The sequence below is a fragment of the Paraburkholderia sp. BL21I4N1 genome (assembly GCF_002973525.1).
Classification (GTDB): Bacteria; Pseudomonadota; Gammaproteobacteria; order Burkholderiales; family Burkholderiaceae; genus Paraburkholderia.
Genome location: NZ_PVEN01000005.1, coordinates 147,214 through 169,562, shown reverse-complemented (window position 1 = coordinate 169,562; position 22,349 = coordinate 147,214). Strand labels below are relative to the sequence as shown.

General features: G+C 64.0%; 17 protein-coding genes. 12 read left to right on the top strand and 5 right to left on the bottom strand.

Annotation, left to right across the window (positions count from 1 at the left end; genetic code table 11):
• The first annotated feature begins 547 nt into the window (after nt 1-547).
• Nucleotides 548-1,852, top strand: coding sequence for a transposase (locus B0G83_RS15335; protein WP_105508248.1), 1,305 nt, complete (start codon nt 548-550; stop codon nt 1,850-1,852).
• 276 nt (nt 1,853-2,128) lie between these two features.
• On the opposite strand, the gene B0G83_RS15330 is transcribed toward B0G83_RS15335, so the two are convergent.
• On the bottom strand, nt 2,129-3,697 hold the full coding sequence (locus B0G83_RS15330; RefSeq protein ID WP_105508247.1) for a mannose-1-phosphate guanylyltransferase/mannose-6-phosphate isomerase: 1,569 nt from the start codon (nt 3,695-3,697) through the stop codon (nt 2,129-2,131).
• Between the two features lie 488 nt (nt 3,698-4,185).
• Here B0G83_RS15330 and B0G83_RS38645 point away from each other — a divergent pair, with 488 nt between their 5' ends.
• The 11 genes from B0G83_RS38645 to B0G83_RS15280 all read left to right on the top strand — a co-directional run bounded on the left by B0G83_RS38645 (nt 4,186) and on the right by B0G83_RS15280 (nt 17,357).
• The gene (locus tag B0G83_RS38645; protein WP_181156887.1) at nt 4,186-4,338 is read left to right on the top strand and encodes a hypothetical protein; all 153 of its coding nucleotides are present in this window, start codon (nt 4,186-4,188) and stop codon (nt 4,336-4,338) included.
• 18 nt (nt 4,339-4,356) lie between these two features.
• The gene (locus B0G83_RS15325) at nt 4,357-5,754 is read left to right on the top strand and encodes an undecaprenyl-phosphate glucose phosphotransferase (protein WP_105508246.1); all 1,398 of its coding nucleotides are present in this window, start codon (nt 4,357-4,359) and stop codon (nt 5,752-5,754) included.
• Nucleotides 5,755-5,804: 50 nt separating this feature from the next.
• The gene (locus B0G83_RS15320) at nt 5,805-7,256 is read left to right on the top strand and encodes a UDP-glucose/GDP-mannose dehydrogenase family protein (RefSeq protein WP_105508245.1); all 1,452 of its coding nucleotides are present in this window, start codon (nt 5,805-5,807) and stop codon (nt 7,254-7,256) included.
• Between the two features lie 91 nt (nt 7,257-7,347).
• Nucleotides 7,348-7,803, top strand: coding sequence for an exopolysaccharide biosynthesis protein (locus B0G83_RS15315; RefSeq protein ID WP_105508244.1), 456 nt, complete (start codon nt 7,348-7,350; stop codon nt 7,801-7,803).
• Nucleotides 7,797-9,011 carry a polysaccharide biosynthesis/export family protein gene (locus B0G83_RS15310; protein WP_105508243.1) on the top strand — a complete coding sequence of 405 codons (1,215 nt, stop codon included), beginning with the start codon at nt 7,797-7,799 and terminating at the stop codon, nt 9,009-9,011. The genes B0G83_RS15315 and B0G83_RS15310 overlap by 7 nt, the downstream gene beginning before the upstream one ends.
• Before the next feature lie 121 nt (nt 9,012-9,132).
• Nucleotides 9,133-11,328, top strand: coding sequence for a polysaccharide biosynthesis tyrosine autokinase (locus tag B0G83_RS15305; RefSeq protein WP_105508242.1), 2,196 nt, complete (start codon nt 9,133-9,135; stop codon nt 11,326-11,328).
• A 38-nt stretch (nt 11,329-11,366) separates the two neighbouring features.
• On the top strand, nt 11,367-12,302 hold the full coding sequence (locus tag B0G83_RS15300; protein ID WP_105508241.1) for a glycosyltransferase family 2 protein: 936 nt from the start codon (nt 11,367-11,369) through the stop codon (nt 12,300-12,302).
• Complete coding sequence (locus B0G83_RS15295; RefSeq protein ID WP_105508240.1) at nt 12,299-13,453, top strand: glycosyltransferase; 1,155 nt, start codon at nt 12,299-12,301, stop codon at nt 13,451-13,453. The genes B0G83_RS15300 and B0G83_RS15295 overlap by 4 nt, the downstream gene beginning before the upstream one ends.
• A gap of 3 nt (nt 13,454-13,456) precedes the next feature.
• Nucleotides 13,457-14,929 (top strand): glucose-6-phosphate isomerase, encoded by a 1,473-nt coding sequence (locus B0G83_RS15290; RefSeq protein ID WP_105508239.1) that lies wholly within the window; start codon nt 13,457-13,459, stop codon nt 14,927-14,929.
• Nucleotides 14,926-16,194, top strand: coding sequence for a glycosyltransferase family 4 protein (locus B0G83_RS15285; protein ID WP_105508238.1), 1,269 nt, complete (start codon nt 14,926-14,928; stop codon nt 16,192-16,194). Before B0G83_RS15290 ends, B0G83_RS15285 begins: the two co-directional genes overlap by 4 nt.
• Nucleotides 16,191-17,357 (top strand): glycosyltransferase family 4 protein, encoded by a 1,167-nt coding sequence (locus B0G83_RS15280; protein ID WP_105508237.1) that lies wholly within the window; start codon nt 16,191-16,193, stop codon nt 17,355-17,357. Before B0G83_RS15285 ends, B0G83_RS15280 begins: the two co-directional genes overlap by 4 nt.
• 33 nt (nt 17,358-17,390) lie before the next feature.
• Here B0G83_RS15280 and B0G83_RS15275 read toward each other — a convergent pair whose 3' ends face one another.
• The 4 genes from B0G83_RS15275 to B0G83_RS15260 form a co-directional block, all read right to left on the bottom strand.
• Complete coding sequence (locus B0G83_RS15275) at nt 17,391-18,893, bottom strand: Fic family protein (RefSeq protein ID WP_105508236.1); 1,503 nt, start codon at nt 18,891-18,893, stop codon at nt 17,391-17,393.
• A gap of 265 nt (nt 18,894-19,158) precedes the next feature.
• Entirely contained in the window at nt 19,159-20,202 is a 1,044-nt protein-coding gene (gene gmd, locus B0G83_RS15270; RefSeq protein WP_105508235.1) for a GDP-mannose 4,6-dehydratase, read from the bottom strand.
• Nucleotides 20,203-20,281: 79 nt separating this feature from the next.
• A complete protein-coding gene (locus B0G83_RS15265) occupies nt 20,282-21,037 on the bottom strand; it encodes an SGNH/GDSL hydrolase family protein (protein ID WP_374954914.1) in 756 nt (251 codons plus the stop codon).
• A gap of 44 nt (nt 21,038-21,081) precedes the next feature.
• Nucleotides 21,082-22,179, bottom strand: coding sequence for an acyltransferase (locus B0G83_RS15260; RefSeq protein WP_105508234.1), 1,098 nt, complete (start codon nt 22,177-22,179; stop codon nt 21,082-21,084).
• Nucleotides 22,180-22,349 lie beyond the last annotated feature (170 nt).

Sequence of the window (22,349 nt, the reverse complement as noted above, 5' to 3'; positions counted from 1 at the left end):
CAATGCAATGTGCATGCATGCGAGTGAGCTAATCCGTCATGGCGACGCTGCGTGTAATGACGCATACGCACGCTCCACGCGACGCGCCCGGCGACCTGTCCACGCGCAGGCGCGAGCGTCAAAAAGCATGGAAATGCAATGCCGCATAAAGGCCGGATTCGTAAAGCCTATTCGCCACATTTACCCTTGCGTTGTGCTGTGCAATAGTGACGTATGGGGCCGAAGCGACCCGCATCTCTGTGACGGCAATACGTGAAATGACGCAGCGAAAAGGACAAGATTGTTTCTATCCGTAACACTTGTCTCAACGATATTCACGCAAACCCTGGGAATGGTATGCTTCGTGCACAAATTCTCCCATGCACGAGTGAGACCACGTTTTGTGCTTCGCAATAGGGACAAACCGCACCATGTCAGGGCGGTATTGACCAGCCAACAGAACGTACAGAACATTTTTGTGCAACCGAGGGCTGCACACGGATCGTGAAAGTTGAATCCGTGGCGAGCCCAAAGCCGCGGCCAGGCCAGGCTGCGTGGAGAAAACCCAATGTTTTTCGATGAGCTAAGCAATGACGAATGGGCGCTGCTGGCAGCGCTTGTCTCCGATGAGCCGGCCGTCCGTCTAAACCGACGCGGCCGGCCCCGCGCCGAACCACGTATCGTGGCGAATGCGGTCCTCTGGATTCTGACAACCGGTGAGCCCTGGTCGAAACTGCCAGGCCGTTATCCGTCGGGTCCGACCTGCCGGCGCCGTTTCGAGGAATGGCAGTTGAACGGCACGCTTCTCGAGATGGTTCGGCTGTTATCGCAAACCGGGCGTACCTTCGCGTACGTTCCGCAACCGGCGCCTCCCGCCGCGGCCAAACCGGCCGCGCCGGTGGTCGTCGCCCCGAGCGTGCGCGACGAGAGTCTGCGTGGCGTCTCCTGGAAGAGTCCCGAGTCGTGGCAGGCGCCCGGTGTGTCGAGCCGCCTGAGCAACTGGCGTTCGGCCGATCCGATCGCCGATATCACGCGTCAGTTGTCGGGTCTCGCGAACGCGCAACAGCCGCAGACGGTGCAGCAGGCGCAGCAGCCGGTCGCGCGTGCGCCGCTGGCGCCAGGCCGCTCGTTGACCGCTGCGGGTGTGTCTAACGGCGGGGCCGCCGGGGCATCCCCATCCGCGCCCGCGATGCATCCGCCGATGCGTACCGTATTACCCCGCGTCGACGAAGCGACCGCGGTGGGACAAGCCATGGGGCTGCTGGATGCCGCGATTTCTTCGGCTCGCCGCACGAGTCCGCCGGACGACCTGCGCAGCCCGTTGTCGATGAGCCTCGCGCCGCGCGGCACGCTGATCGACGACCCGCGCGGCTATACGATTTTCGTCGCGGCGGAGCCGGTACCCAACGTGATGTATCGCGCGTGGGCGGAGATCATGAAAGACGGCAGACGCGTCGAGCGTTCCGGTCTGGTCGGTCCGCGCTTCGCCGAGGCCGACGAAGCGCAGCAGTACGCGCTCAACTGGGCCTTGCAATGGATCGAACGCGAATGCCTGACGCTGGCGGCCGCGCAAACCGCGCCTTCAGTCCAGGACGTCGTGGTGCCGGAAAACCGTGCCGCCGCGAAGGCAGAGATGCCCGCGCCCGCGCATGCGGTTGCGCCGGCGCGTCCGTTGCCCGTCAGGCGTCATGTGCCGGAGCCCGTCACGATCAATCACGGCGCGCCGTTGCACGGTCCGCTGCATGCGTTTCGTGGGCCGTTGCGCCGTTATCCCGGCGAGCCGGTCGTGACCGCGGTCGTCGGCGCGACGACGGAAAGCACGTCGGCGGAGCGGTATCCGTCCTATCCGGAGTTCATTTCTCACGCAGGATAAGCGCGGCGGCGAGCGGCGAGAACCGTAGCGCGGCAAGCGCGGTATCAGATTGGCAAGTAGGGCGACTGGCGCATGGACAAGCGCGGCGACAGAAGAAAGTCTGGCAATACCCCGCGGCCGGTAGGAGCAACCGCCGCAGGTTCCCGCTTCATTCGGTGTGATTCAAGCCTTGTATCCGCAGTCCCAGATCGACCCCAGACGGACCCCAGATCGAGCCGAGATGGACCGCCGTTCGGCGACGGCCCAGACCCGAGATTGGCTTGACGGTTGAAGGCGTTACTGCCGGCCGTACGTATCGTCGAACCGCACGATATCGTCTTCGCCGAGATAGGAGCCGGACTGCACCTCGATCATTTCGAGCGGCATCTTGCCCGGATTCTCGAGTCGATGCGTGACGCCGAGCGGAATGTAAGCCGACTCGTTTTCGGAGACGATAAAGCGTTCTTCGCCGCGCGTGACGAGCGCGGTGCCGCGCACCACGATCCAGTGTTCGGCGCGGTGATGATGCATTTGCAGCGAGAGCCGCGCACCCGGTTTCACGACAATGCGTTTAACCTGGAAGCGCTCGCCGGTGTCGACGGAATCGTAGTTGCCCCACGGGCGATGCACCTTGCGATGGTTGGCCGCTTCGAGCCCGCCGTCGCTGCGAATCCGCCCGACGATCTTCTTGACGTCCTGCACGCGCGATTTATCGGCCACCAGAATGGCGTCGGCCGTTTCGACCACCACCAGATCCTGCGTGCCCACGCAGGCAATCAGCCGTCCTTCCGAATGCGCGAAGGTCGACGCCGCACCTTCGAACATCACGCGTCCGCGCCCCACGTTCTGATCGGCGTCTTTCTCCGAGATGTCCCAGATCGCGTCCCACGAGCCCACGTCCGACCAGCCGGCCTGCAACGGCACGACCATGCCGGAGGCCGCGCTTTGATCGCTGCCGAGCTGTTCCATCACCGCGTAGTCGATCGAGTTCGACGGCGACGCGCTGAACGCATCGCGCTGCAGGCGGAAGAAGTCGCCGTCCGCTTTGCCGCCCGCGTAGGCCGCATGACAGGCTTCGTGGATGGCGGGCTGGAAGTGACGGATCGCCTTCAGCCACGTCGACGCGCGCATGATAAAAATGCCGCTGTTCCACCAGTATTCCTTCGACTCGATATAGCGCTGCGCCAGTTCGAGGTGCGGCTTTTCGACGAAGCGATCGAGCTTGCGCGCACGGATTGCGCCCTCGCTAACGGTGTTTTCCACATCATCAGGCATGCCAGGCAATGTGCCTGACGCACCTGTCTCTGCCCCGACCCGGATATAACCAAAGCCGGTTTCCGGCCGCGTCGGCACGATGCCCATCGTCACGATATGGCCGGCCACCGCCTGCTCCACGCCGGCCGCCACGGCTGCGTGGAAGCCGGCGAGGTCGGTGACCGCGTGGTCGGCGGGCATCACGACCATGATGCCGTCGTCGTCCTGCGCGGCGATCGACAGGGCGGCCACGGTGAGCGCCGGCGCGGTATCGCGGCCGGTGGGTTCGAGAATCAGGCGGGTCGGCTTGCCGCTCGTACGCAATTGCTCGGCGGTGGTGAAGCGCTGCTCTTCGTTCGCGACCACGACCAGCTGATCGGTGAGCGGATAGCCGGCTTCGAGTCCTTCGAGCCGCCGCGTGGTGGACTGCAGCAGCGAATCGTCGCCGAGCAGGCCGATCAACTGTTTGGGGTATTGCTCGCGCGACATCGGCCACAAACGCGTGCCGGATCCGCCCGCCAGAATCACGGGATGAATCTTGAGCTTGACGTTCAGGGGCGTAGCTTGCGTGGACCGGGTGTCGGCGGGCGTGGCCGTAACCGGAGCTGTCATGATGAACTCCTCGAGGCTGGGTGAATGCGTCGAGTTTTATCATGAAGCGTGGAATCAATAAAAGCGCGTTAAATAGAAAACTATATAAAACGGCGTATAAAAATAATGAATTGCATGAAGGAAAAATGTCCGATGGATTTTTTAAAAAGAAAAATTAGCCGAAAAAAACCCTAGGCTATTTTTTCGGCGCGATGCTTACGCCGGCGGGACACAACAGGCGTTTCGTAAGCTCTTTGGATCGAATGAGCAGAACGCATCGAAATGGCCTGCACAAAGGCCTTCAGGCTGCCTATCGAACAGGCAATCCGGTAACAATTGCCGAGCAAAAATCGAAAAAAATGCTGAAACTTTGACCGATACAATTTGAGATATTTTGCGGTCTTGCAGCGCGAATTTTAATAAAGCTTTATCTATACCTGTACGAGGGTATTCACTCATTTCGACTCGCCTTTCCCGGTTCGGCTGCTCAGCCGGTTTCGGAATTGGGCATGGCGGGGCAATTAGCAGAGTCTCAAATTTTTACTGCGTCGCGCATCGATCCGCCGAACGCGGAGACCGGCGTCGTGTTCGGGCGCCGGAGCAGGCTGAAGAAAAAAGCGCGCGACGGATTTTCAATCAACCAACGGATGGCACTTGACTGACGAACTGAGGGGCAGCGCATGCTGAGCGTTCTATCGAGAATCATCGACATCGCCATGGTCGTGCTCGGCGCGACGCTGGCGGCGGCCGTGCACAGCGGGAAATTCGTGTGGCTGGACGACATGCAGCGCGTGTCGCTCGCGTTCGACTGCCTGCTGGTGGTGGTGTTTTTCCCGGCGTTGGGCATCTATCAGTCATGGCGCGGCAAGCCGCTCTACGACCTGTTGTGCCGGGTTGCCGGCGGCTGGGTGATGGTGGAAGTCACCGGCGTGCTGATCAGCTTCAGCCTGCACCGTTCGGACAGTCTGTCGCGCTTGTGGCTCGTGTATTGGGCGGTGGCCACGATCGTGCTGCTGGTGGTCACCAAGGTGATGGTGTATTCGGTCCTGCGCAGTCTGCGCCGCGAAGGCTTCAACCAGCGCGCGGTGGCGATCGTCGGCGGCGCGCCGTATGGGCGGTTTCTGATCGAACAGATGCGCGGCCGTCCGGAGGCGGGCTTTACGCCGATCGTGGTGTTCGACGAGGAAGGCACGATCAACCCGTACGAAGACCCGGATGCGGCCAATGCGATCGAAGGCGTGCCGGTCGAACGCGACTATCAGCGCATGTTGCAACTGGTGCGTCATCGCGGCATTCGCGAACTGTGGCTGGCGCTGCCGATCTCGAAGGAAAAAGCGATTCACCGCTTCGTGATGGACCTGAAGAACGACTTCGTGAATATCCGCTTCATCCCGGACGTGCGCAGCCTGACGTTGTTCAACCAGCCGATGGTCGATCTGCTCGGCGTGCCCGCGATCAACCTGGCCGCGTCGCCGATCACCGATCTGCGGGTGCTGCCCAAGCGCGTGTTCGATCGTCTGTTCGCGCTGGCCGCGTTGACCGCGCTCGCGCCGGTCATGCTCGTGATCGCGGTGATGGTGAAAGTGAGTTCGCCGGGCCCGGTGTTCTTTCGCCAGAAGCGCAAGGGTATCGACGGCAATCAGTTCGAGATCTACAAATTCCGCTCCATGAAGCTGCACCAGGAAGAGGTCGGCAAGATCACCCAGGCCACGCGGCGCGATCCGCGCATTACGGCCGTCGGCGCGTTCCTGCGGCGCACCAGTCTCGACGAACTGCCGCAGTTCATCAACGTGCTGCGCGGCGAGATGTCGGTGGTCGGTCCGCGTCCGCATGCGCTCGAACACGACGACATCTACAAGGATCTGGTGAAGGGCTACATGCACCGCTACCGGATCAAGCCGGGCATTACCGGCTGGGCGCAGATCAACGGCTATCGCGGCGAAACCGACCGCATCGAAAAGATGATGGGCCGCGTCAAGCTCGATCTGTACTACATGCAGCACTGGACCTTCTGGCTCGACATCAAGATCGTCGTGCTGACTTTGTGGAAAGGCTTCGCGGGCAGCAATGCCTACTGAGTCCGCGACCGCCTTCCTGAACCTGCTTCATTCTCCGCGAGGTGTAATACATGAACCTGACGATCATCGGTAGTGGCTACGTAGGCCTCGTGACGGGCGCCTGTCTGGCCGACATCGGCCACGACGTGTTCTGTCTCGACGTCGATCAGCGCAAGATCGACGTGCTCAACAACGGCGGCGTGCCGATCCATGAACCGGGTCTGCAGGAGATCATCGCGCGCAATCGCAAGGCCGGCCGCCTGACGTTCTCGACCCACGTCGAAGCGGCGGTCGCGCACGGCGACATCCAGTTCATCGCGGTGGGCACGCCGTCGGACGAAGACGGCTCCGCCGACCTGCAATACGTGCTGGCCGCCGCGCGCAACATCGGCCGTCATATGACGGGCTTCAAGGTGATCGTCGACAAATCGACGGTGCCGGTCGGCACGGCCTCGCGCGTGCGTGAAGTGATCGCTGCCGAACTGGCCGAACGCAACCTCAATCACATGTTTTCGGTGGTCTCGAACCCCGAGTTCCTGAAGGAAGGCGCGGCCGTGGAAGACTTCACGCGGCCCGACCGCATCGTGCTCGGCTGCGACGAGGACGTGCCCGGCGAAAAAGCCCGTGAGCTGATGAAGCGCCTCTACGCGCCGTTCAACCGCAATCGCGAACGCACACTGCACATGGACGTGCGTTCCGCCGAATTCACCAAGTACGCGGCCAACGCGATGCTCGCCACGCGCATTTCGTACATGAACGAGCTGGCCAATCTGGCCGACCGCGTCGGCGCGGATATCGAAGCGGTGCGCCGCGGCATCGGTTCCGATCCGCGCATCGGCTACGACTTCCTGTATGCCGGTTGCGGCTACGGCGGTTCGTGCTTCCCGAAAGACGTGCAGGCGCTGATCCGCATCGCCGCCGACCACAAGGCGAACCTGCGCATTCTCGAAGCCGTGGAAGCCGTCAACGACACGCAGAAGCAGGTGCTCGCGCACAAGATCGTCGCGCGTCTGGGCGAGGACCTGTCGGACCGTACCTTCGGCGTCTGGGGCCTCGCGTTCAAGCCGAATACCGACGACATGCGCGAGGCGCCGAGCCGTCCGCTGATCGCCGAACTGCTGCGCCGCGGCGCACGCGTGAAAGCGTACGACCCGGTCGCGATCGACGAATCGAAGCGGGTTTTCGCGCTCGACCTGAAGGACGTGCCGCAGCAGCACGCGCGCCTCGAGTTCGTGAAGGAAGAGATGGAAGCGGCGGAGGGGGCCGACGCGCTGGTGATCCTCACCGAATGGAAGGTCTTCAAGAGCCCGGACTTCGATTCGTTGAAGCAGATCCTCAAGACGCCGCTGATTTTCGACGGCCGCAATCTGTACGAACCGGACGCCCTGCTCGAACTCGGGATCGAGTATCACGCGATCGGCCGTCAGCATGCGCTGCGCAATGCGCCGGCGAAGGTCGGCGCGAACGGCCTGCCGCTCACGCAGGCGGACGTGGCCGAGTCCGGTCGCCGCGCCGTCGCCTGAATGCGCAACTGAGCCGTAACCGGGCCGCCTGCGCCAAGCAACCGCGTTGCAAGCGGCCCACCGATTCACCTCGCGCCTCAAGGAGCCTGCCATGTTCGCCAATGTACTGATCGTCTGCCACGCCAACGTGTGCCGTTCACCGGCCGCCGAGATGCTGTTCAAGTCCCGGCAGCGCGCGGCGTCGCGGTCCTCATCAGCGCCGATCGCGTTTCATTCGGCGGGACTCCGCGCAATGGACGGCCACGGCATGGACCCGGTCATGCGCCGCCTGCTCGCCGAGCAGGGGGTCGCCTCCGGGATCCATTACTCGCGGCGTCTGAATCGCAACCTGGTGCGCTCGGCGGACCTCGTGCTGGTCACCGAGCGCGCCCAGGTGGGCGCGGTCGAAGCGCTCGATCCGGCCGCGCGCGGCAAGGTCTATCCGCTCGGCAAGTGGGAAGCCGACTCCGACGTCGCCGACCCGCACGGCTGCGCGGAAACCGCTTACAGGGAGAGTCTCGTGCTCATCGAACATCTGGTCATGGGATGGCTGAAAAAAATATGCTGATGAAAAAACTCACACTGCATTCAACGGCGAACTTCAGATCGACACTCGCCGCCTCACTTTTGCTGACGTCCTTTCTGTCGGCCTGCGCCACCGCACCGGGCAATTATCTCGACACGTCGCGTCTGAAAGACGACGGCCAGCATCAGTCGCAGCCCGCCGAGACCTATCCGGTGCATCTGATCGATTCGCAACTGGTCGCCGAGCAGGCGCAACAGGCCGCCGCGAAGACCCAGGTGCTGCCGACCTCGACGATCAGCGATCCGTCGCAGTACGTGTACCGGCTCTCGCCGCAAGACATTCTCGGCATCACGGTGTGGGATCACCCTGAATTGACCACGCCGCAGGGCAGCACGCTGTCGGCGGGCGGCAATACCACGCAGTCGGTGGGCGGTGCGTTGCAGCAGCCGTACACGGCCGCGCTGCCGGGCCAGGCCGATCCGTACGGCCAGACCATCGCCGCCGACGGCACGATCTTCTTCCCGTTCGTCGGCCGGATTCGCGCCGCGGGCAAGACCGTCGGCGAACTGCGCGATCAGTTGAGCAGCGGCCTCGTGCGCTATATCCGCAATCCGCAGGTCGACGTGCGCGTGCTGTCGTATCGCGGCCAGAAGGTGCAGGTGACCGGCGAAGTCAAGACGCCGGGCCCGCTCGCGGTCAGCGACGTGCCGCTCACGCTGGTCGACGCGATCACGCGTTCCGGCGGCACGAATTCGGACGCCGACATCCAGCGCGTGCGCCTCACGCGCAACAACAAGCTCTACGTGCTCGATGCCGATCGCATGCTCGATAAAGGCGACACCACGCAGAACGTGATGCTGCAGAACGGCGACGTGATCAACGTGCCGGACCGCACCGATAGTCGCGTGTTCGTGATGGGCGAAGTGAAGACGCCGATCCAGTTGCCGATCATTCGCGGGCGCATGACGATCGCGGACGCGCTGACGCAAGGCGGCGGGATTCTCGACACCGACGCCAATCCGCGTCAGATCTACGTGATGCGCGGCATGAAAGATCATCCGACCACGCCGGACGTCTACCGCCTCGACATGACGCAGCCGGACTCGATCATGCTGTCCTCGCAGTTCCAGTTGCAACCGCTGGACGTCGTGTATGTGGGCACCGCCGCTTCGACCACCTTCAACCGTGTGTTGCAGCAGGTCCTGCCGAGCGTGCAGACCTTGTTCTACCTGAAGCAACTGACGCGCTAAAGATCAGCGCCGTCGCCAGGCCCTCGTCACGCCGTCAAGCGGCGGCGTGACGCGGGACCGAAGCAAACGCGGATGTAACCGATACGGGAAGCGAATTGTGAGCAATCAACTCTCTCCACACATGGGCGGTCCGACCAGGACCGAGGAAGAGGACGTCGTCCTCGGGCAACTGATTCAGGTGATCCTCGACGACATCTGGTGGCTGATCGCGATCGCCGCGGTGATCGTCGCGATTGCCGGTGCGTACTGCCTGCTCGCCAAGCCGATCTATTCGGCCGATGCGCACGTGCGCGTCGAGCAATCCGACAACACGTCGCAGGCGCTCACGCAGACGCAAACGGGCGCGGCGATCACCACCGGCTCGACCTCGCTGCCGACCGACGCCGAAATCGAAATCATCAAGAGCCGCGGCGTGGTCGGCCCGGTCGTGCAGGACCTGAAGCTGAATTTCAGCGTCACGCCGAAGACGATTCCGCTGCTCGGCAGCATTTCGGCCAAGCTGGCCGCGCCGGGGCAACTGGCGAAGCCGTGGCTCGGCCTGTCGTCGTATGGATGGGGCGGCGATGTCGCCGATGTCGATTCGATCGACGTGGTGCCCGCGCTCGAAGGCCAGAAGCTCGCGCTGAAGGTGGTCGACGATCAGCACTATGAGCTGTTCGCCGAAAACGGCGCGCTGCTGCTGCGCGGCCAGGTCGGCCAGCAGGCGCAGGGCGGCGGCGTGACGATGCGGGTCAATAAACTGGTCGCGCGTCCGGGCGAGCAGTTCACCGTGGTGCGGTCGAACGACCTCGACGCGATCACCGCGTTCCAGTCGGCGATCACCGTGCAGGAGCAGGGCAAGCAGACCGGGGTGATCCAGATCTCGCTGGAGGACAAGAGCCCGGAACACGCGGCGCTGGTCGCCAACGCGCTGGCGCAGTCGTATGTGCGCCAGCACGTATCGAACAAGCAGGCCGATGCGATCAAGATGCTCGATTTCCTGCAAAGCGAAGAGCCGCGCCTGAAGGCCGATCTGGAGCGCGCGGAAGCCGCCTTGACCGCGTATCAGCGTCAGTCCGGCTCGATCAACGCGAGCGACGAAGCCAAGGTGTACCTGGAAGGCAGCGTGCAGTACGAGCAGCAGATCGCCGGTTTGCGTCTGCAGATGGCGCAGCTCAGCGAGCGTTACGGCGACGACCACCCGATGCTGGTGGCCGCGCGTCAACAGATGGGCGAGCTGGAGGCGCAGCGCGCCAAATACGCGGACCGTTTCCGCGATCTGCCGGCCACCGAGGTGAAGGCCGTGCAGTTGCAACGCGACGCGAAAGTGGCCGAAGACATCTACGTGCTGCTGCTGAACCGTGTGCAGGAGTTGTCGGTGCAGAAAGCGGGCACGGGCGGCAACGTGCATATCGTCGACGCCGCGTTGCGCCCGGGTGCGCCGGTCAAGCCGAAGAAGATGCTGATTCTCTCGGCGGCGGTGATTCTTGGCCTGATCGCGGGCACCGGTTTCGTGTTCCTGCGCCGCAATATGTTCAAGGGGATCGACGATCCGGATCACATTGAGCGTGCGTTCCATTTGCCGGTATTCGGTCTCGTGCCGTTGAGCGCCGAACAGGCGGTGCTCGAAAGCGCGTTCGAACGCGGCGGCGAACGCCTGGGTTCGGTGCTGGCGAATGCGCGGCCCAAGGACATCACGGTCGAAAGTCTGCGCAGCCTGCGCACTTCCATGCAGTTCACGATGATGGACGCGCGCAATCGCATCATCATGCTGACCGGCCCGATGGCGGGCGTCGGCAAGAGCTTCCTGACGGTCAACCTCGCGGTGCTGCTGGCGCATTCGGGCAAGCGCGTACTGATGATCGACGGCGACATGCGGCGCGGCGCGCTCGAACGCTATCTGGGCGGCGTGCAGGACAACGGTTTGTCTGAGTTGCTGAGCGGCCAGATCTCGCTGGAAGAAGCGATCCGCAGTTCGAACGTTGAAAACCTGAGCTTCATCTCGTGCGGCCGCCGTCCGCCGAATCCGTCGGAACTGCTGATGTCGCCGCGGCTGCCGCAATACCTCGACGGGCTCGCCAAACGCTACGACGTGATCCTGATCGACACGCCGCCGGTGCTGGCGGTGACCGACGCGTCGATTATCGGCGCGTATGCCGGCTCGACCTTCTTCGTGATGCGCTCGGGCGTGCATAGCGAAGGCGAGATTCAGGACGCGCTGAAGCGTCTGCGCGCGGCCGGCGTGCACGTGCAGGGCGGCATTTTCAACGGCATGCCGCGTTCGCGCGGCGGTTACGACCGTGGTTACGCGGCGGTGCAGGAATACCTGAGCGCCTGAGCGCCACGACGCGTTTGACGATACAAAAGGACATCACGATGAAAGTGACGGTACTGGTTCCGACTTATCGCCGCCCGGCCGATCTGGCGCGCTGCCTCGCGGCGCTGCAACGCCAGTCGCGCGCGCCTGACCAGGTGGTCGTGGTGGCGCGCGCCGACGACGCGGCGACCCACACCTGTCTGCGCGATCCGGCGGTGCCGGGTGCGCTGCCGCTGTCGGTCGCACTGGTCGAGGCGCCCGGCCAGGTCGCGGCGCTCAACCGCGGACTCGACGCGGCCAGCGGCGACGTGATCGCCATCACCGACGACGACGCCGCGCCGCACGTCGACTGGGTCGCGCGGATCGCCGCCGCGTTCGAAAGCGATGCGCGCCTCGGCGCGCTCGGCGGCCGCGACTGGGTGCATGAACGAGGCCGCGTGCTGGATGGCGAGCGTCAACGGGTAGGCAAGGTCACCGCGTCCGGCAAGATCATCGGCAATCATCACCTCGGCGCCGGCGGCGCGCGCGAGGTGGATATTCTGAAGGGCGCCAACATGAGCTACCGTCGCGACGCGGTACGCACGATCCGCTTCGACGCGCGCCTGCGCGGCGCGGGCGCGCAAGCTCACAACGACATGGGGTTCAGTCTCGCGGTGAAGCGCGCCGGCTGGAAGCTGGTGTACGACCCGCGCGTCGCGGTCGATCATTTCCCGGCCGAACGTTTCGACGAAGACGGGCGCAACGCGCAAACCATGACGGCGTTGCGCAACGCCGCGTTCAATTTCCATCTGATCCTGCGCGACCAGTTGCCGCCGCTGCGCCGCGAAACCGCATGGTGGTGGTGGACGCTGGTCGGCACGCGCGCCTATCCGGGACTCACGCATGCGGCGCTCGCGCTGCTGTCGAAGCAGGCTGGGCTGAAGCTGTCGCGCTGGCGCGCGGTGCGCGGCGGCGCGCATGAGGCGCGCCGCGCGCGAAGCGGAGTGTCCGCATGAGTACCAACGTCCACGTTCATCTGTTTTACGGCGCGGACCCGCGCTTTTACCGGCCGGGCGACGACATCGGCTGTCTGTACGGCTATCACCACGCGCAGTCCGACGGCTTCGCGCTGAGCTATTCGCAGGACGCGCCCGAGAGCAAACCGGTGCGGCTGTTGCGGCGCGCGTTGAAGGCGGCGCTGGGGTTCGATTTCATCCACACGTGGCGCAACCGCGCCGAGATGCTGCGCTCGGACGTGATCTGGACGCATACCGAGCAGGAATGGCTGTCCGCCGCGCTGATGTTGCTGCTGAGCGGCCGCAAGGCCGGGGCCGAGGCGTCCCCCTTGCTGCTCGCGCAAAGCGTCTGGCTGCTCGATAAGTGGCCTTCGTACGGGATTCTGCGCAGTTGGCTATATCGCAAGCTGATGAGCCGCGCCGATCAACTGACCACGCTCGCCAGCGAAAACGCCGCGCTGTGCCGGCGTTATTTCGATCGCGACGCGACCCCGCTGCTGTATGGGCTGAACACGCAGGACTTCCCCGTCAAGGCGCCGACCGAATGGCTACCGCATGCACCGATCCGCATTGCCGCGATCGGCAACGATCGCGACCGCGATTGGGACACGCTCATCAAGGCCTTCGGCAACGATCCGCGCTACACCGTCAAGCTCGCGACGCGGCGCCGGATTCCCGCGTCGCTGCGCGCGCCGAACGTCGAGATCGCGCTGTTTTCGGGCATTAAAAAACAGCATGAACTGTACGACTGGGCCGATCTGATCGTCGTGCCGCTGCGGCCGAATTCGCACGCGTCGGGGATCACGGTGATGCTCGAAGCGGCCGCCGTCGGCAAGCCGATGGTGGTGACCAACGTCGGCGCGTTGCAGGACTATTTTCCGGTGGGCGAGGCATTCTATATTCCGCCGTTCAATCCGCAGGCGTTGCGCGAAGCGGTCGACCAGCTCGCCGCGTCGCCGCTGGACGCGCTGCGTCAGGCGCAAGCGGCCGCGGCCGGTTTGCTGGCGCGCGATCTGACCACCCAGCATTACGCCATGCAGCACGTGCGGATCACGCAGGAGATGCTGCGCACACGCGCCGCCCGAACGCAGACGCAGACGAGGGCGCAAACCTCGCGTACCGCCGCGCGCGAATCACGCGGAGGTCTCTAAGCGATGTCGACCATCACGCAAACCGCCCCGTCCGGCACGAACCGCGCGGGGCGCAGCAGGTCCGGCGGGGCGCAGGAATGGGGGCCGCCAGCCTTGCTGTGGCTGATCACCGCGGTGCTGATCATTGCGCATCAGGGCACGGTGCTGACGCTCGCGTTTCCGGTGCTGGCGATCCTCACGGGTTTGTGGCTCTACTTCAAGAGCCCGGCGCGCTACATCGGCTTCATGTGGTGGCTGTGGTTTCTGAGTCCGGAGGTGCGACGTCTCGCCGACTGGTCCAAAGGCGCGTTCACGCCCACCAGCCTGATCCAGGTCGCACCGCTGGCGGTGACGATGATCAGCGCGCTTTCCCTGCTGCGTTACTACCGGCTGCTCGCGCAACGGCGCGGCCTGCCGGTGCTGCTGATCCTGCTCGGCCTGATCTACGCGTTCATGGTCGGCGTGATGTCGAGCGGGCCGCTGGCGGCCACCTACGACCTCGCTAACTGGCTCTATCCGATCCTGATCGGCTTTCACATCATGGCGCACACGCGTCAGTATCCGCAGTATCGCGACACCATTGTCAACACGTTCATCTGGGGCATGCTGGCGATGGGCGGCTACGGCCTCGTGCAGTTCTTCATCATGCCGCCGTGGGACGCGCTGTGGATGCTCGGCTCGCAGATGAACTCGCAGGGCGATCCGGTGCCGATGGGCGTGCGCGTGTTCAGCACGATGAATTCGTCGGGCCCGTTCGCCTTCGCGATGATGGGCGCGATGGTGTACGTGATGGCGGCCTCGCATCGCGTGCGCTGGATCGCCGCGGCGCTCGGCTTCTTCGCGTTCGCGCTGAGTCTCGTGCGCTCCACCTGGGGCGGCTGGGTGATCGCGCTGCTGGTCCAGCTCGTCAAGTCGAACAACAAGGTGCGGGTGCGCATCGTGGCGAGCGCGGTGCTGCTGGCGGGCCTGTGCGTGCCGCTGCTGGCGGTCGGGCCGGTCGCCGAACGGATGCAGGCGCGCCTCACCACCATCGTCAATCTGAACGACGACCAGAGTTACGCCGCGCGTAACGAGTTCTACGCGACCTTCGCGAAAACCGCGTTCACCGACGTCTCCGGCGAAGGCATGGGCGCGACCGGCACCTCGACCAAGCTCTCGAACGACGGCGGCCAGCTCGGCCAGTACGGCAACTTCGACAGCGGCGTGATGAATATCCCGTTCGTGCTCGGCTGGCCCGGCACGCTGCTGTACATGTCCGGCATCGTCTGGCTGGTGGTGCGCGCGGTGCTGGCGTCGTTCAAGCTGCGCAACGACAAATTCGTCTCGGCCTGCCTGAGCCTGAGTCTCGCGACCTTCGCGATGCTGGTGTTCACCAATTCGCTGGTGGGCACGGGCGGATTGCTGCTCTTCATGAGTGTTTTCTCGATTCTTTCCGCGGTGCACTACGACAAGATCAACCGCAGACGCACGCTACTTTTTCACGGAGGCACCCATTGAGAGTCGCCATTGTCACCCACGTCGTGCGCCATAACGACGGCCAGGGGCGCGTCAACCACGAGATCGCGGAAGCCGCGCTCGACGAGAACATCGGCGTCACGCTGGTGGCCTCGCACGTCGCGCCGGATCTGCTCGCGCATCCGAACGTTCGCTGGGCGCAGATCAAGGTGGGCCGCTGGTGGCCCACCAATCTGCTGCGCCAGCAGGTGTTCGCGTTGAAGAGCACGCTGTGGCTGCGCGCGCATCGGCGCGAATACGACGTGCTGCACGTGAACGGCTTCATCACGTGGATGCCCGCCGACGTCAATACCTCGCACTTCGTGCATAGCGGCTGGTTCGGCAGCAAGTACTACCCGTTCGGGCTGACCAAGGGCGTGTGGTCCGCGTATCAGTCGGTCTATACGCGCTGCAACGCGCTGCTCGAACGCTGGGCGTACCGGCGCTCGAAAGTGATCACCGCGGTGTCGCGGAAAGTCGCCGACGAAATCCGCGCGATCGGCCTGACACCCGACAACCGCGTCGACGTGATCTACAACGGCGTGGATACGCAAGGCTTCGCCGCCGCGACCGGCGACCGCGAAAAGTTCGGCTTGCCGAAGGACGCGTTCCTGCTGCTGTTCGTCGGCGATCTGCGCACGCCGCGCAAGAACCTCGGCACCGTGCTCGCCGCGCTCAGGCATCTGCCCGACTACGTGCAGATCGCGGTGGCCGGCTTTCTGCCGGGCAGCCCGTATCCGGACGAGGCGAAGGCGTTGGGCATTGCGCATCGCGTGCATTTTCTCGGGCTGGTGAAGGACATGCCGGTGCTGATGCATTCGGTCGACGCATTCGTGTTTCCGTCGCGCTATGAAGCGATGAGCCTGTCGCTGCTCGAGGCGATGGCGGCGGGCTTACCGGTGGTCACGGCGCGCACCGCGGGCGGCGCGGAAATCATCACGCCGGAATGCGGGATCGTGCTCGACGATCCCGACGATCCCACGGCGTTGGCCCGCGCGATCGCGCGCCTCGCCGAGCATCACGACGCGCGCCGCGCGATGGGGGTCGCCGCCAACGAACTCGCCACCGGCTTCGGCTGGGCGCGGATGGCGGAGCAGTACATCGCGCTGTACCGGCAACTCGCCGGGCAGCAGCAGAATCGCCGGCGCAGCGAGGCGGAAGCGGCGGCGGTCGCGAAGACCGACGCGCTGACGCTGAACACGCTGGCGGGACAGACGGCATCGTTTGACCACCACAACTCACAGAACGCACAGGGGCATCAATCATGACGACGAGTTCCATCAAATCGCTGCAGATCGGGATGCACTGGTTTCCCGAGCGCGCGGGCGGCCTCGACCGCATGTATTACTCGCTGGTCGGCGCGCTGCCGGGCGCGGGCGTCGCGGTGCGCGGCGTGGTGGCCGGCTCGGCGAAAGTCGCCGCGGACACCGGCGGCGCGATCAACGGTTTCGGCTCCGCCGCGCAATCGCTGCCGTTGCGGCTGATGGCGGCGCGCCGCGCGCTGCGCGAGGAAGTCGGCCGCTCGCGGCCCGACGTGATCTCGTCGCACTTCGCGCTGTACACCTTTCCGGGCCTCGACGTGACGCGCGGGATTCCGCAGGTCTCGCATTTTCAGGGGCCGTGGGCCGACGAGAGCCACGTGGAAGGCGCCGACTCGCTCGGTCAGCGCGCCAAGCGCTATCTGGAGCAATCGGTGTACGCGCGCTCGTCGCGCCTGATCGTGCTGTCGGAGGCGTTCGGCAAGATCCTGACGTCGCGCTACGGCATCGCGCCGGAGCGCGTGCGCGTGGTGCCGGGTTGCGTCGACGTCGAGCAGTTCAATCTGCCGATCACGCCGGCCGAAGCGCGTCTGAAACTGCAGTTGCCGCAAGACCGGCCGATCGTGCTGGCGGTGCGGCGACTGGTACGGCGCATGGGTCTCGAAGATCTGATCGACGCGATCCAGTTGCTCAAGCAGAGCGCGCCGGACGTGCTGTTGCTGATCGCCGGGAAGGGGCGGCTCGAAAGCGAATTGCAGGCGCGGATCAGCGCGGCGGGTCTGGACGATAACGTCAAGCTGCTGGGCTTCGTGCCCGACCAGCATTTGGCGGCCTTGTACCGCGCGGCGAATATCAGCGTGGTGCCGACCGTGGCGCTGGAAGGCTTCGGGCTGATCACGGTCGAGTCGCTGGCGTCGGGCACGCCCGTGCTGGTAACGCCGGTGGGCGGCCTACCGGAAGCCGTGGCGGGGTTGTCGCCGGATCTGGTGTTGCCGGAGACGGGCGCGAAAGCGATCGCGGCGGGATTGGCCGGTGCGTTGAACGGTTCGTTGAAGCTGCCGGATGCCGATGCTTGCCGACGCTATGCGCGGGAGAACTTCGATAACGCGGTGATCGCGAAGCGGGTCGCCGCGGTGTATGCCGAGGCGATCGCGGCGGGTGGGGTGCATTGAGGGAGGAGGTAAAGCGAAGCGATGGCGGGGCGCTTAGGCGGCCCGGCTGCCGTCGGCGTTGAGCAGACGGAAGTCGGCAGCGGATTCTTCGAACGCGTTGGCGTTGCGCATGGCCACTACGACATCCGTAATTTCCGTGTAGTCGAACGTTGCGCACCAGCTACCCATGCGCGAGAGCGCCTGAATGAGCGGCTGCGGCCGCCCACCTTGCGTGAGCGCCCGCAGACAATCGACAAACTGCGGGTGAAATAGCGTTGGAATAATGATGCGTGAGCGCCCGCATCGCGACAGCTCTGAGTTCATCACCAGCCTGGATAGCCGGCCGTTGCCGTCTGCGAACGGATGCACTTCGGCCACGAGAAACAGGTAATAAATGGCTCGCCCCATTCCTTCCGGAATTGTCAGCGCAAGGCGGGACCCTTCCGCGAGGGTGCCGCGCACGTGCGAGGGTTCGACAAACTGGGTCGTGCCCGCGTAGTTGGCCTCGAGCTTGAGGTGGCCGGGGTTGGCTTCCGGCCTGCGCTCGAGCATGACACGGTGGAGCTCCTGGAGGACATCGACGAAGTCGTCGCCGACGGGCGGCACCGCCGCCCGTGTTTCCGTTTTGTAGGCGAGATTGAACACACCGAGAATGTCGTGCGAATCCTTTGGGCGTTGAACCACGATCTGATTGCGTAGCACAATCCCTTCCGCTTCTTCCACCGAGAATCGGGTGCCTTCGACGTAGTTGGAAAAATACGATTCAAGAAACGCAAAATAGATTCGCGTGTTGCCCTGTGCCGCTACGTCCGCGATATCGGGCAGTATCGCCGTGCGTAGCGCAGTGGCCAGCGTGTTGAAGAGATAGATACGCTCCATGTCGATGGGCGTGCCCTGGGCGATCGCGAGGCCGGCTTTGGTTTTGAGCACGCCCTTTGAATGCGTGCTCAGCAACGCGCCGATCAGCCCGTTAAGCGCCGCATAGCTGGCCGTTGCGCCAAGCGGCTCGGTCAGTGCGCGGGCGCGGTCCCGGATCTGATTGAGGCCGGACTCCTTATTCGCGTTCAGACAGGTGATCAACCGTTCTTCAACGGCATCGCGCGTTGCGCGGGTGGTTGCCGAGCCGCGGCTGAGATTTTCCAGAAGCGCCCGTTCTTGCGAGGCCCAGTAAAGCTCGAGCGAACCGAGACGAAGGTCGCCTGGTTGCGGGGCCGGCCCTTTCGTCAGCACGAGCGTAAGGCCAGGATAACGGATGCGACGGTTAAAGCGTGTGGGGTGGGACAGCACGACTTCGTTGGACGGAGTAATGCCACCCGCAAATGCGCTCAGGTGCGAGACGACTGCGCCCGGCACGGCATGCGACGCGATCCTTTGCCAGTTCCGATGGATTTTGCCGATTATCTCCGCTTCGCCGCCCGATTCGACGTACACACCGGGTCCGACGCGCGTCAGGGCGCCTTCCTTCGCGCGGCGCTGCAAACTGCGGTTTAGCGCGGGATCGGTGGACGAAAAAAATAAGTCGTCTGTTTGTCGTTTTCCAGCTTTAGAGAGGCTCACGCGGTGCAAATTTGTCGTTTTCCAGCTTTCAATTTAGCACATTTGTCGTTTTCCAGCTAAAACAAAGCAAGCGCTGCTGCCATCCCGACTGTCGTTTTCCAGCTTATCTGCTCGCCAAACCGGTGCGATTTGTCGCAATCCAGCTTACGAAGAGGCAATTTTGTCGTTTTCCAGCTTTTGAAGCCCGCTGGTGCGTGGGCAGCCCATGCATCAACGGGTTCACTACTTTCGCAATGAGCCCGCACCGATCCCGGATTCGTGGCAATCAGAACGTCTCGTGCTGTTCGTTTCGCGTCAGATCCGCGTGAACCATTATGTGGCACAACTGCTCCAGCGTCGTTTCCGGCTGCCAGCCGAGTGTGTCGCGGGCCTTGTCGGCGCAGCCGATCAGCAGGTCCACTTCGGCCGGACGATAGAACTTCGGATTCACACGCACGAGCGTCTTGCCGGTGGCGACATCGATACCGGTTTCGCGCTCTTCCTTGCCCGACCACTCCAGCTGATAACCCGCCGCGGCAAACGCCATCCGCACGAAGTCGCGAACCGTCTCGGTGCGGCCGGTGGCGAGCACGAAGGTATCCGGCTGATCGGCCTGCAGCATGCGCCACATGCCTTCCACGTATTCGAGCGCGAAGCCCCAGTCGCGCTTCGCGCTCAGGTTGCCGAGTTCCAGCACGTCCTGCTTGCCGAGCTTGATCTTGGCGACGGTGTCGGTGATCTTGCGCGTGACGAATTCGCGGCCACGCAGCGGCGATTCGTGATTGAACAGAATCCCGCTGCTCGCGAACAGACCATACGACTCGCGATAATTAATGGTCGACCAGTGCGCGAACAGCTTGGCGACGCCGTACGGGCTACGCGGATAGAACGGCGTGTCTTCACGTTGCGGCACGGCTTGCACGAGGCCGAACATTTCCGACGTCGACGCCTGGTAGAAACGGGTCTTCGGATTCAGAATGCGGATGCCTTCCAGCAGATTCAGCGCGCCGACGCCGGTGACTTCGGCGGTCGTCACCGGCTGATCGAACGACACGCCCACGAAGCTTTGCGCCGCGAGGTTATACAGCTCGTCGGCCTGCGCGCCTTCGAGCAGACGCAGCGTCGAACCGAGGTCTGTCAGGTCGTGCTCGACCAGACGCAGATTCGGATGATCGAGCACGCCGAGTTCGCGGATGCGCCAGAAGTTGACCGAGCTCGTGCGCCGGTAAGTGCCGGTCACGTGGTAGCCCTTGTCGAGCAGCAGCTTGGTCAGATAGGCGCCGTCCTGTCCGGATACGCCCGTGATGATCGCTTTGCGTGGTTGGCTCATAGCTCGCCTTCAATATTGGTAAAAGAAAAAAACAATCGGCACTCGCGCCCGGTCAGGCGCATCGACCTAAAAAAGCGCTTCAACGTGCGGCGTCCAGCAGGCGCCGCACCATCGGTTCGACGACCCGGCAATCCTGTTCCGCCTTCAGGCGGTACAGGTCCGGCTTCGGATGCGCGCCGTCGGACATCCGCGTCTTCCAGTCCGGCAAGCTGCTCACGTACGCGTACTGGTCCACCAGCGGTACCTGCTGCTCGGCGGCGACGCGGCGCGTCATCGCGACCATCGCGGCGAGCCGCGCATTGAGACGGTCGTCGGGCATCGGGTTCGAGGTCTGCAACACCGGCTGCTTGCCGAGCGCGCGGGCGCTGGTCACCAGCGCCGTTTCGGCCGCGTAGAACTGCTCGGGCGTCTGGTTGTGCATGACTTCGTTGATGCCGTAATTGATCAGCACGATCTGCGCGGGCGACGCGGCCAGGCGCGCCTGCCATGGCAGACCGGCCGTCGGACCGGCGCGGCGATTGCCGGTGCCGTCGCGCAACTGGGTGGCCATCGTGCCGCCCACGCCGTAGTTCGTGACCAGAACCCGCTCGCCGACACGCGCCTGCAAATCGTCCTGCAGATACGAGACCGCGTTGCGCGACTGCGGACCGCAGTGGCCGTCGCTGCAGGTGATGCCGAGCGTGGTCGAATCGCCGTAGGCTTCGATCAGCACCTGCGTCTGCACGGCCTTGGCGGGCTGCGTCGCGGATGAGGCTGGCGTCGCATCGGCCCTGGCGTGAGCAATCAAGGTCATGCAGGCGAGCGTCGCCACGACGGACAGCGGCCGTATTGGCATTCGCATCCAGGTCCGCGCGCTCGCGGCGAGCGATCCACGGCGCTTCATGCGCGGCTTTGCGGCGCGCGTGGCGCGGCCCCGGATACGCTGGAACCGACACCCGAAGCCGCCGCGTGGCCGCCCGCCGCACCGAAAATCAGCCGCTTCTCAAACGCGAACCACGTGATGCTGGCGTAGACGAGCGTGATCGCGAGCGCCAACGCCGCGGTCACAAAACGGTTGAGCTGCAGCGGCCACAGCATGTACAGCACGCTCAGATGAATCAGATAGATCGTGTAGCTGATCGTGCCGATATAGACCAGCACGGGATGGCACAGCAGCCGCTTGACGATGCCCTTGCTCTGCAACGCGATCACCACGACGGAAGTGCACAGCAGCAGCGAAACGCTATAAAGCCCAGCGTTGGACAGCGGCGTATTCGCCGCGCGAAACCGCGGGTAATGCAGGTGCAGCCAGGCCAGCACGGCGAGCGCCGCGAAAAATCCCAGCACGGCGAGACCCTTGTACGATTCCAGCGCATCGCGATCGCGCCGCACGGCGACCGCCAGCAACGCGCCGGCCGCGAGCAGGTCCATGCGGAACGGCGTCAGGTAATAGATCGGCCAGAACGAATCGAACCACGGCGTGGCGAACGCGCGCAGCAACGGCACCAGCACGATCAACGCGGCCGCCACGTAGCCGAGCACACGCTCGGGCAGCAGCAGGATCACGAACGGCCAGAAAATATAGAACTGCTCTTCGACCGCCAGCGACCACAGCACATTGAGGCTGTCGTGACCGCTTTGATTGAGCGCGTCGCCGATATTGGTCGCGAAGAACGCATACCACTGCCAGTGCTGCGCCCAGCCGAAGCCGAACAGGATCGACGACACCACCATCAGCAGCAGGTACGGCGGCAAGATGCGGCGTGCCCGGCGTGCATAGAAATAGCCGAAATACGATTGCCCGCGCGCTTTGCGTTCGAGCAGGATGCCGGTAATCAGAAAGCCGCTGAGCACGAAAAACAGATCCACGCCCATCCACAGCGGCGCTTTCAACGCGTGTTGCGCGAACACGGCGAGCACCGCGATGGCGCGCAGGCCGTCGAGCTGCACGATGCGGCGGGAGTGAGAAGGTGCTGAGGGCAGTGCGCTAGCTGTCATGAACCGTCCATGTGTGAAGCGGGAGCCGCGCGAGAGTCGAAACAGCGCAGGCGCGCCCGCTTCGCGTCGCAACGAAAGTGCAATTGATTCTAGGGAAAAGAAAATCGCGAAAAAACGGGAATGAATTGGATAAATGAATCAGTTTGCAACAGGGTGTTTCGTTATCCATT

Bases quoted from the DNA above. Each gene is read 5' to 3' on its own strand.
- B0G83_RS15335 (WP_105508248.1), top strand. From the start codon at position 548: ATGTTTTTCGATGAGCTAAGCAATGACGAATGGGCGCTGCTGGCAGCG.
- B0G83_RS15330 (WP_105508247.1), bottom strand. From the start codon at position 3,697: ATGACAGCTCCGGTTACGGCCACGCCCGCCGACACCCGGTCCACGCAA.
- B0G83_RS38645 (WP_181156887.1), top strand. From the start codon at position 4,186: ATGGCGGGGCAATTAGCAGAGTCTCAAATTTTTACTGCGTCGCGCATC.
- B0G83_RS15325 (WP_105508246.1), top strand. From the start codon at position 4,357: ATGCTGAGCGTTCTATCGAGAATCATCGACATCGCCATGGTCGTGCTC.
- B0G83_RS15320 (WP_105508245.1), top strand. From the start codon at position 5,805: ATGAACCTGACGATCATCGGTAGTGGCTACGTAGGCCTCGTGACGGGC.
- B0G83_RS15315 (WP_105508244.1), top strand. From the start codon at position 7,348: ATGTTCGCCAATGTACTGATCGTCTGCCACGCCAACGTGTGCCGTTCA.
- B0G83_RS15310 (WP_105508243.1), top strand. From the start codon at position 7,797: ATGCTGATGAAAAAACTCACACTGCATTCAACGGCGAACTTCAGATCG.
- B0G83_RS15305 (WP_105508242.1), top strand. From the start codon at position 9,133: ATGGGCGGTCCGACCAGGACCGAGGAAGAGGACGTCGTCCTCGGGCAA.
- B0G83_RS15300 (WP_105508241.1), top strand. From the start codon at position 11,367: ATGAAAGTGACGGTACTGGTTCCGACTTATCGCCGCCCGGCCGATCTG.
- B0G83_RS15295 (WP_105508240.1), top strand. From the start codon at position 12,299: ATGAGTACCAACGTCCACGTTCATCTGTTTTACGGCGCGGACCCGCGC.
- B0G83_RS15290 (WP_105508239.1), top strand. From the start codon at position 13,457: ATGTCGACCATCACGCAAACCGCCCCGTCCGGCACGAACCGCGCGGGG.
- B0G83_RS15280 (WP_105508237.1), top strand. From the start codon at position 16,191: ATGACGACGAGTTCCATCAAATCGCTGCAGATCGGGATGCACTGGTTT.
- gmd (WP_105508235.1), bottom strand. From the start codon at position 20,202: ATGAGCCAACCACGCAAAGCGATCATCACGGGCGTATCCGGACAGGAC.
- B0G83_RS15265 (WP_374954914.1), bottom strand. From the start codon at position 21,037: ATGCCAATACGGCCGCTGTCCGTCGTGGCGACGCTCGCCTGCATGACC.
- B0G83_RS15260 (WP_105508234.1), bottom strand. From the start codon at position 22,179: ATGACAGCTAGCGCACTGCCCTCAGCACCTTCTCACTCCCGCCGCATC.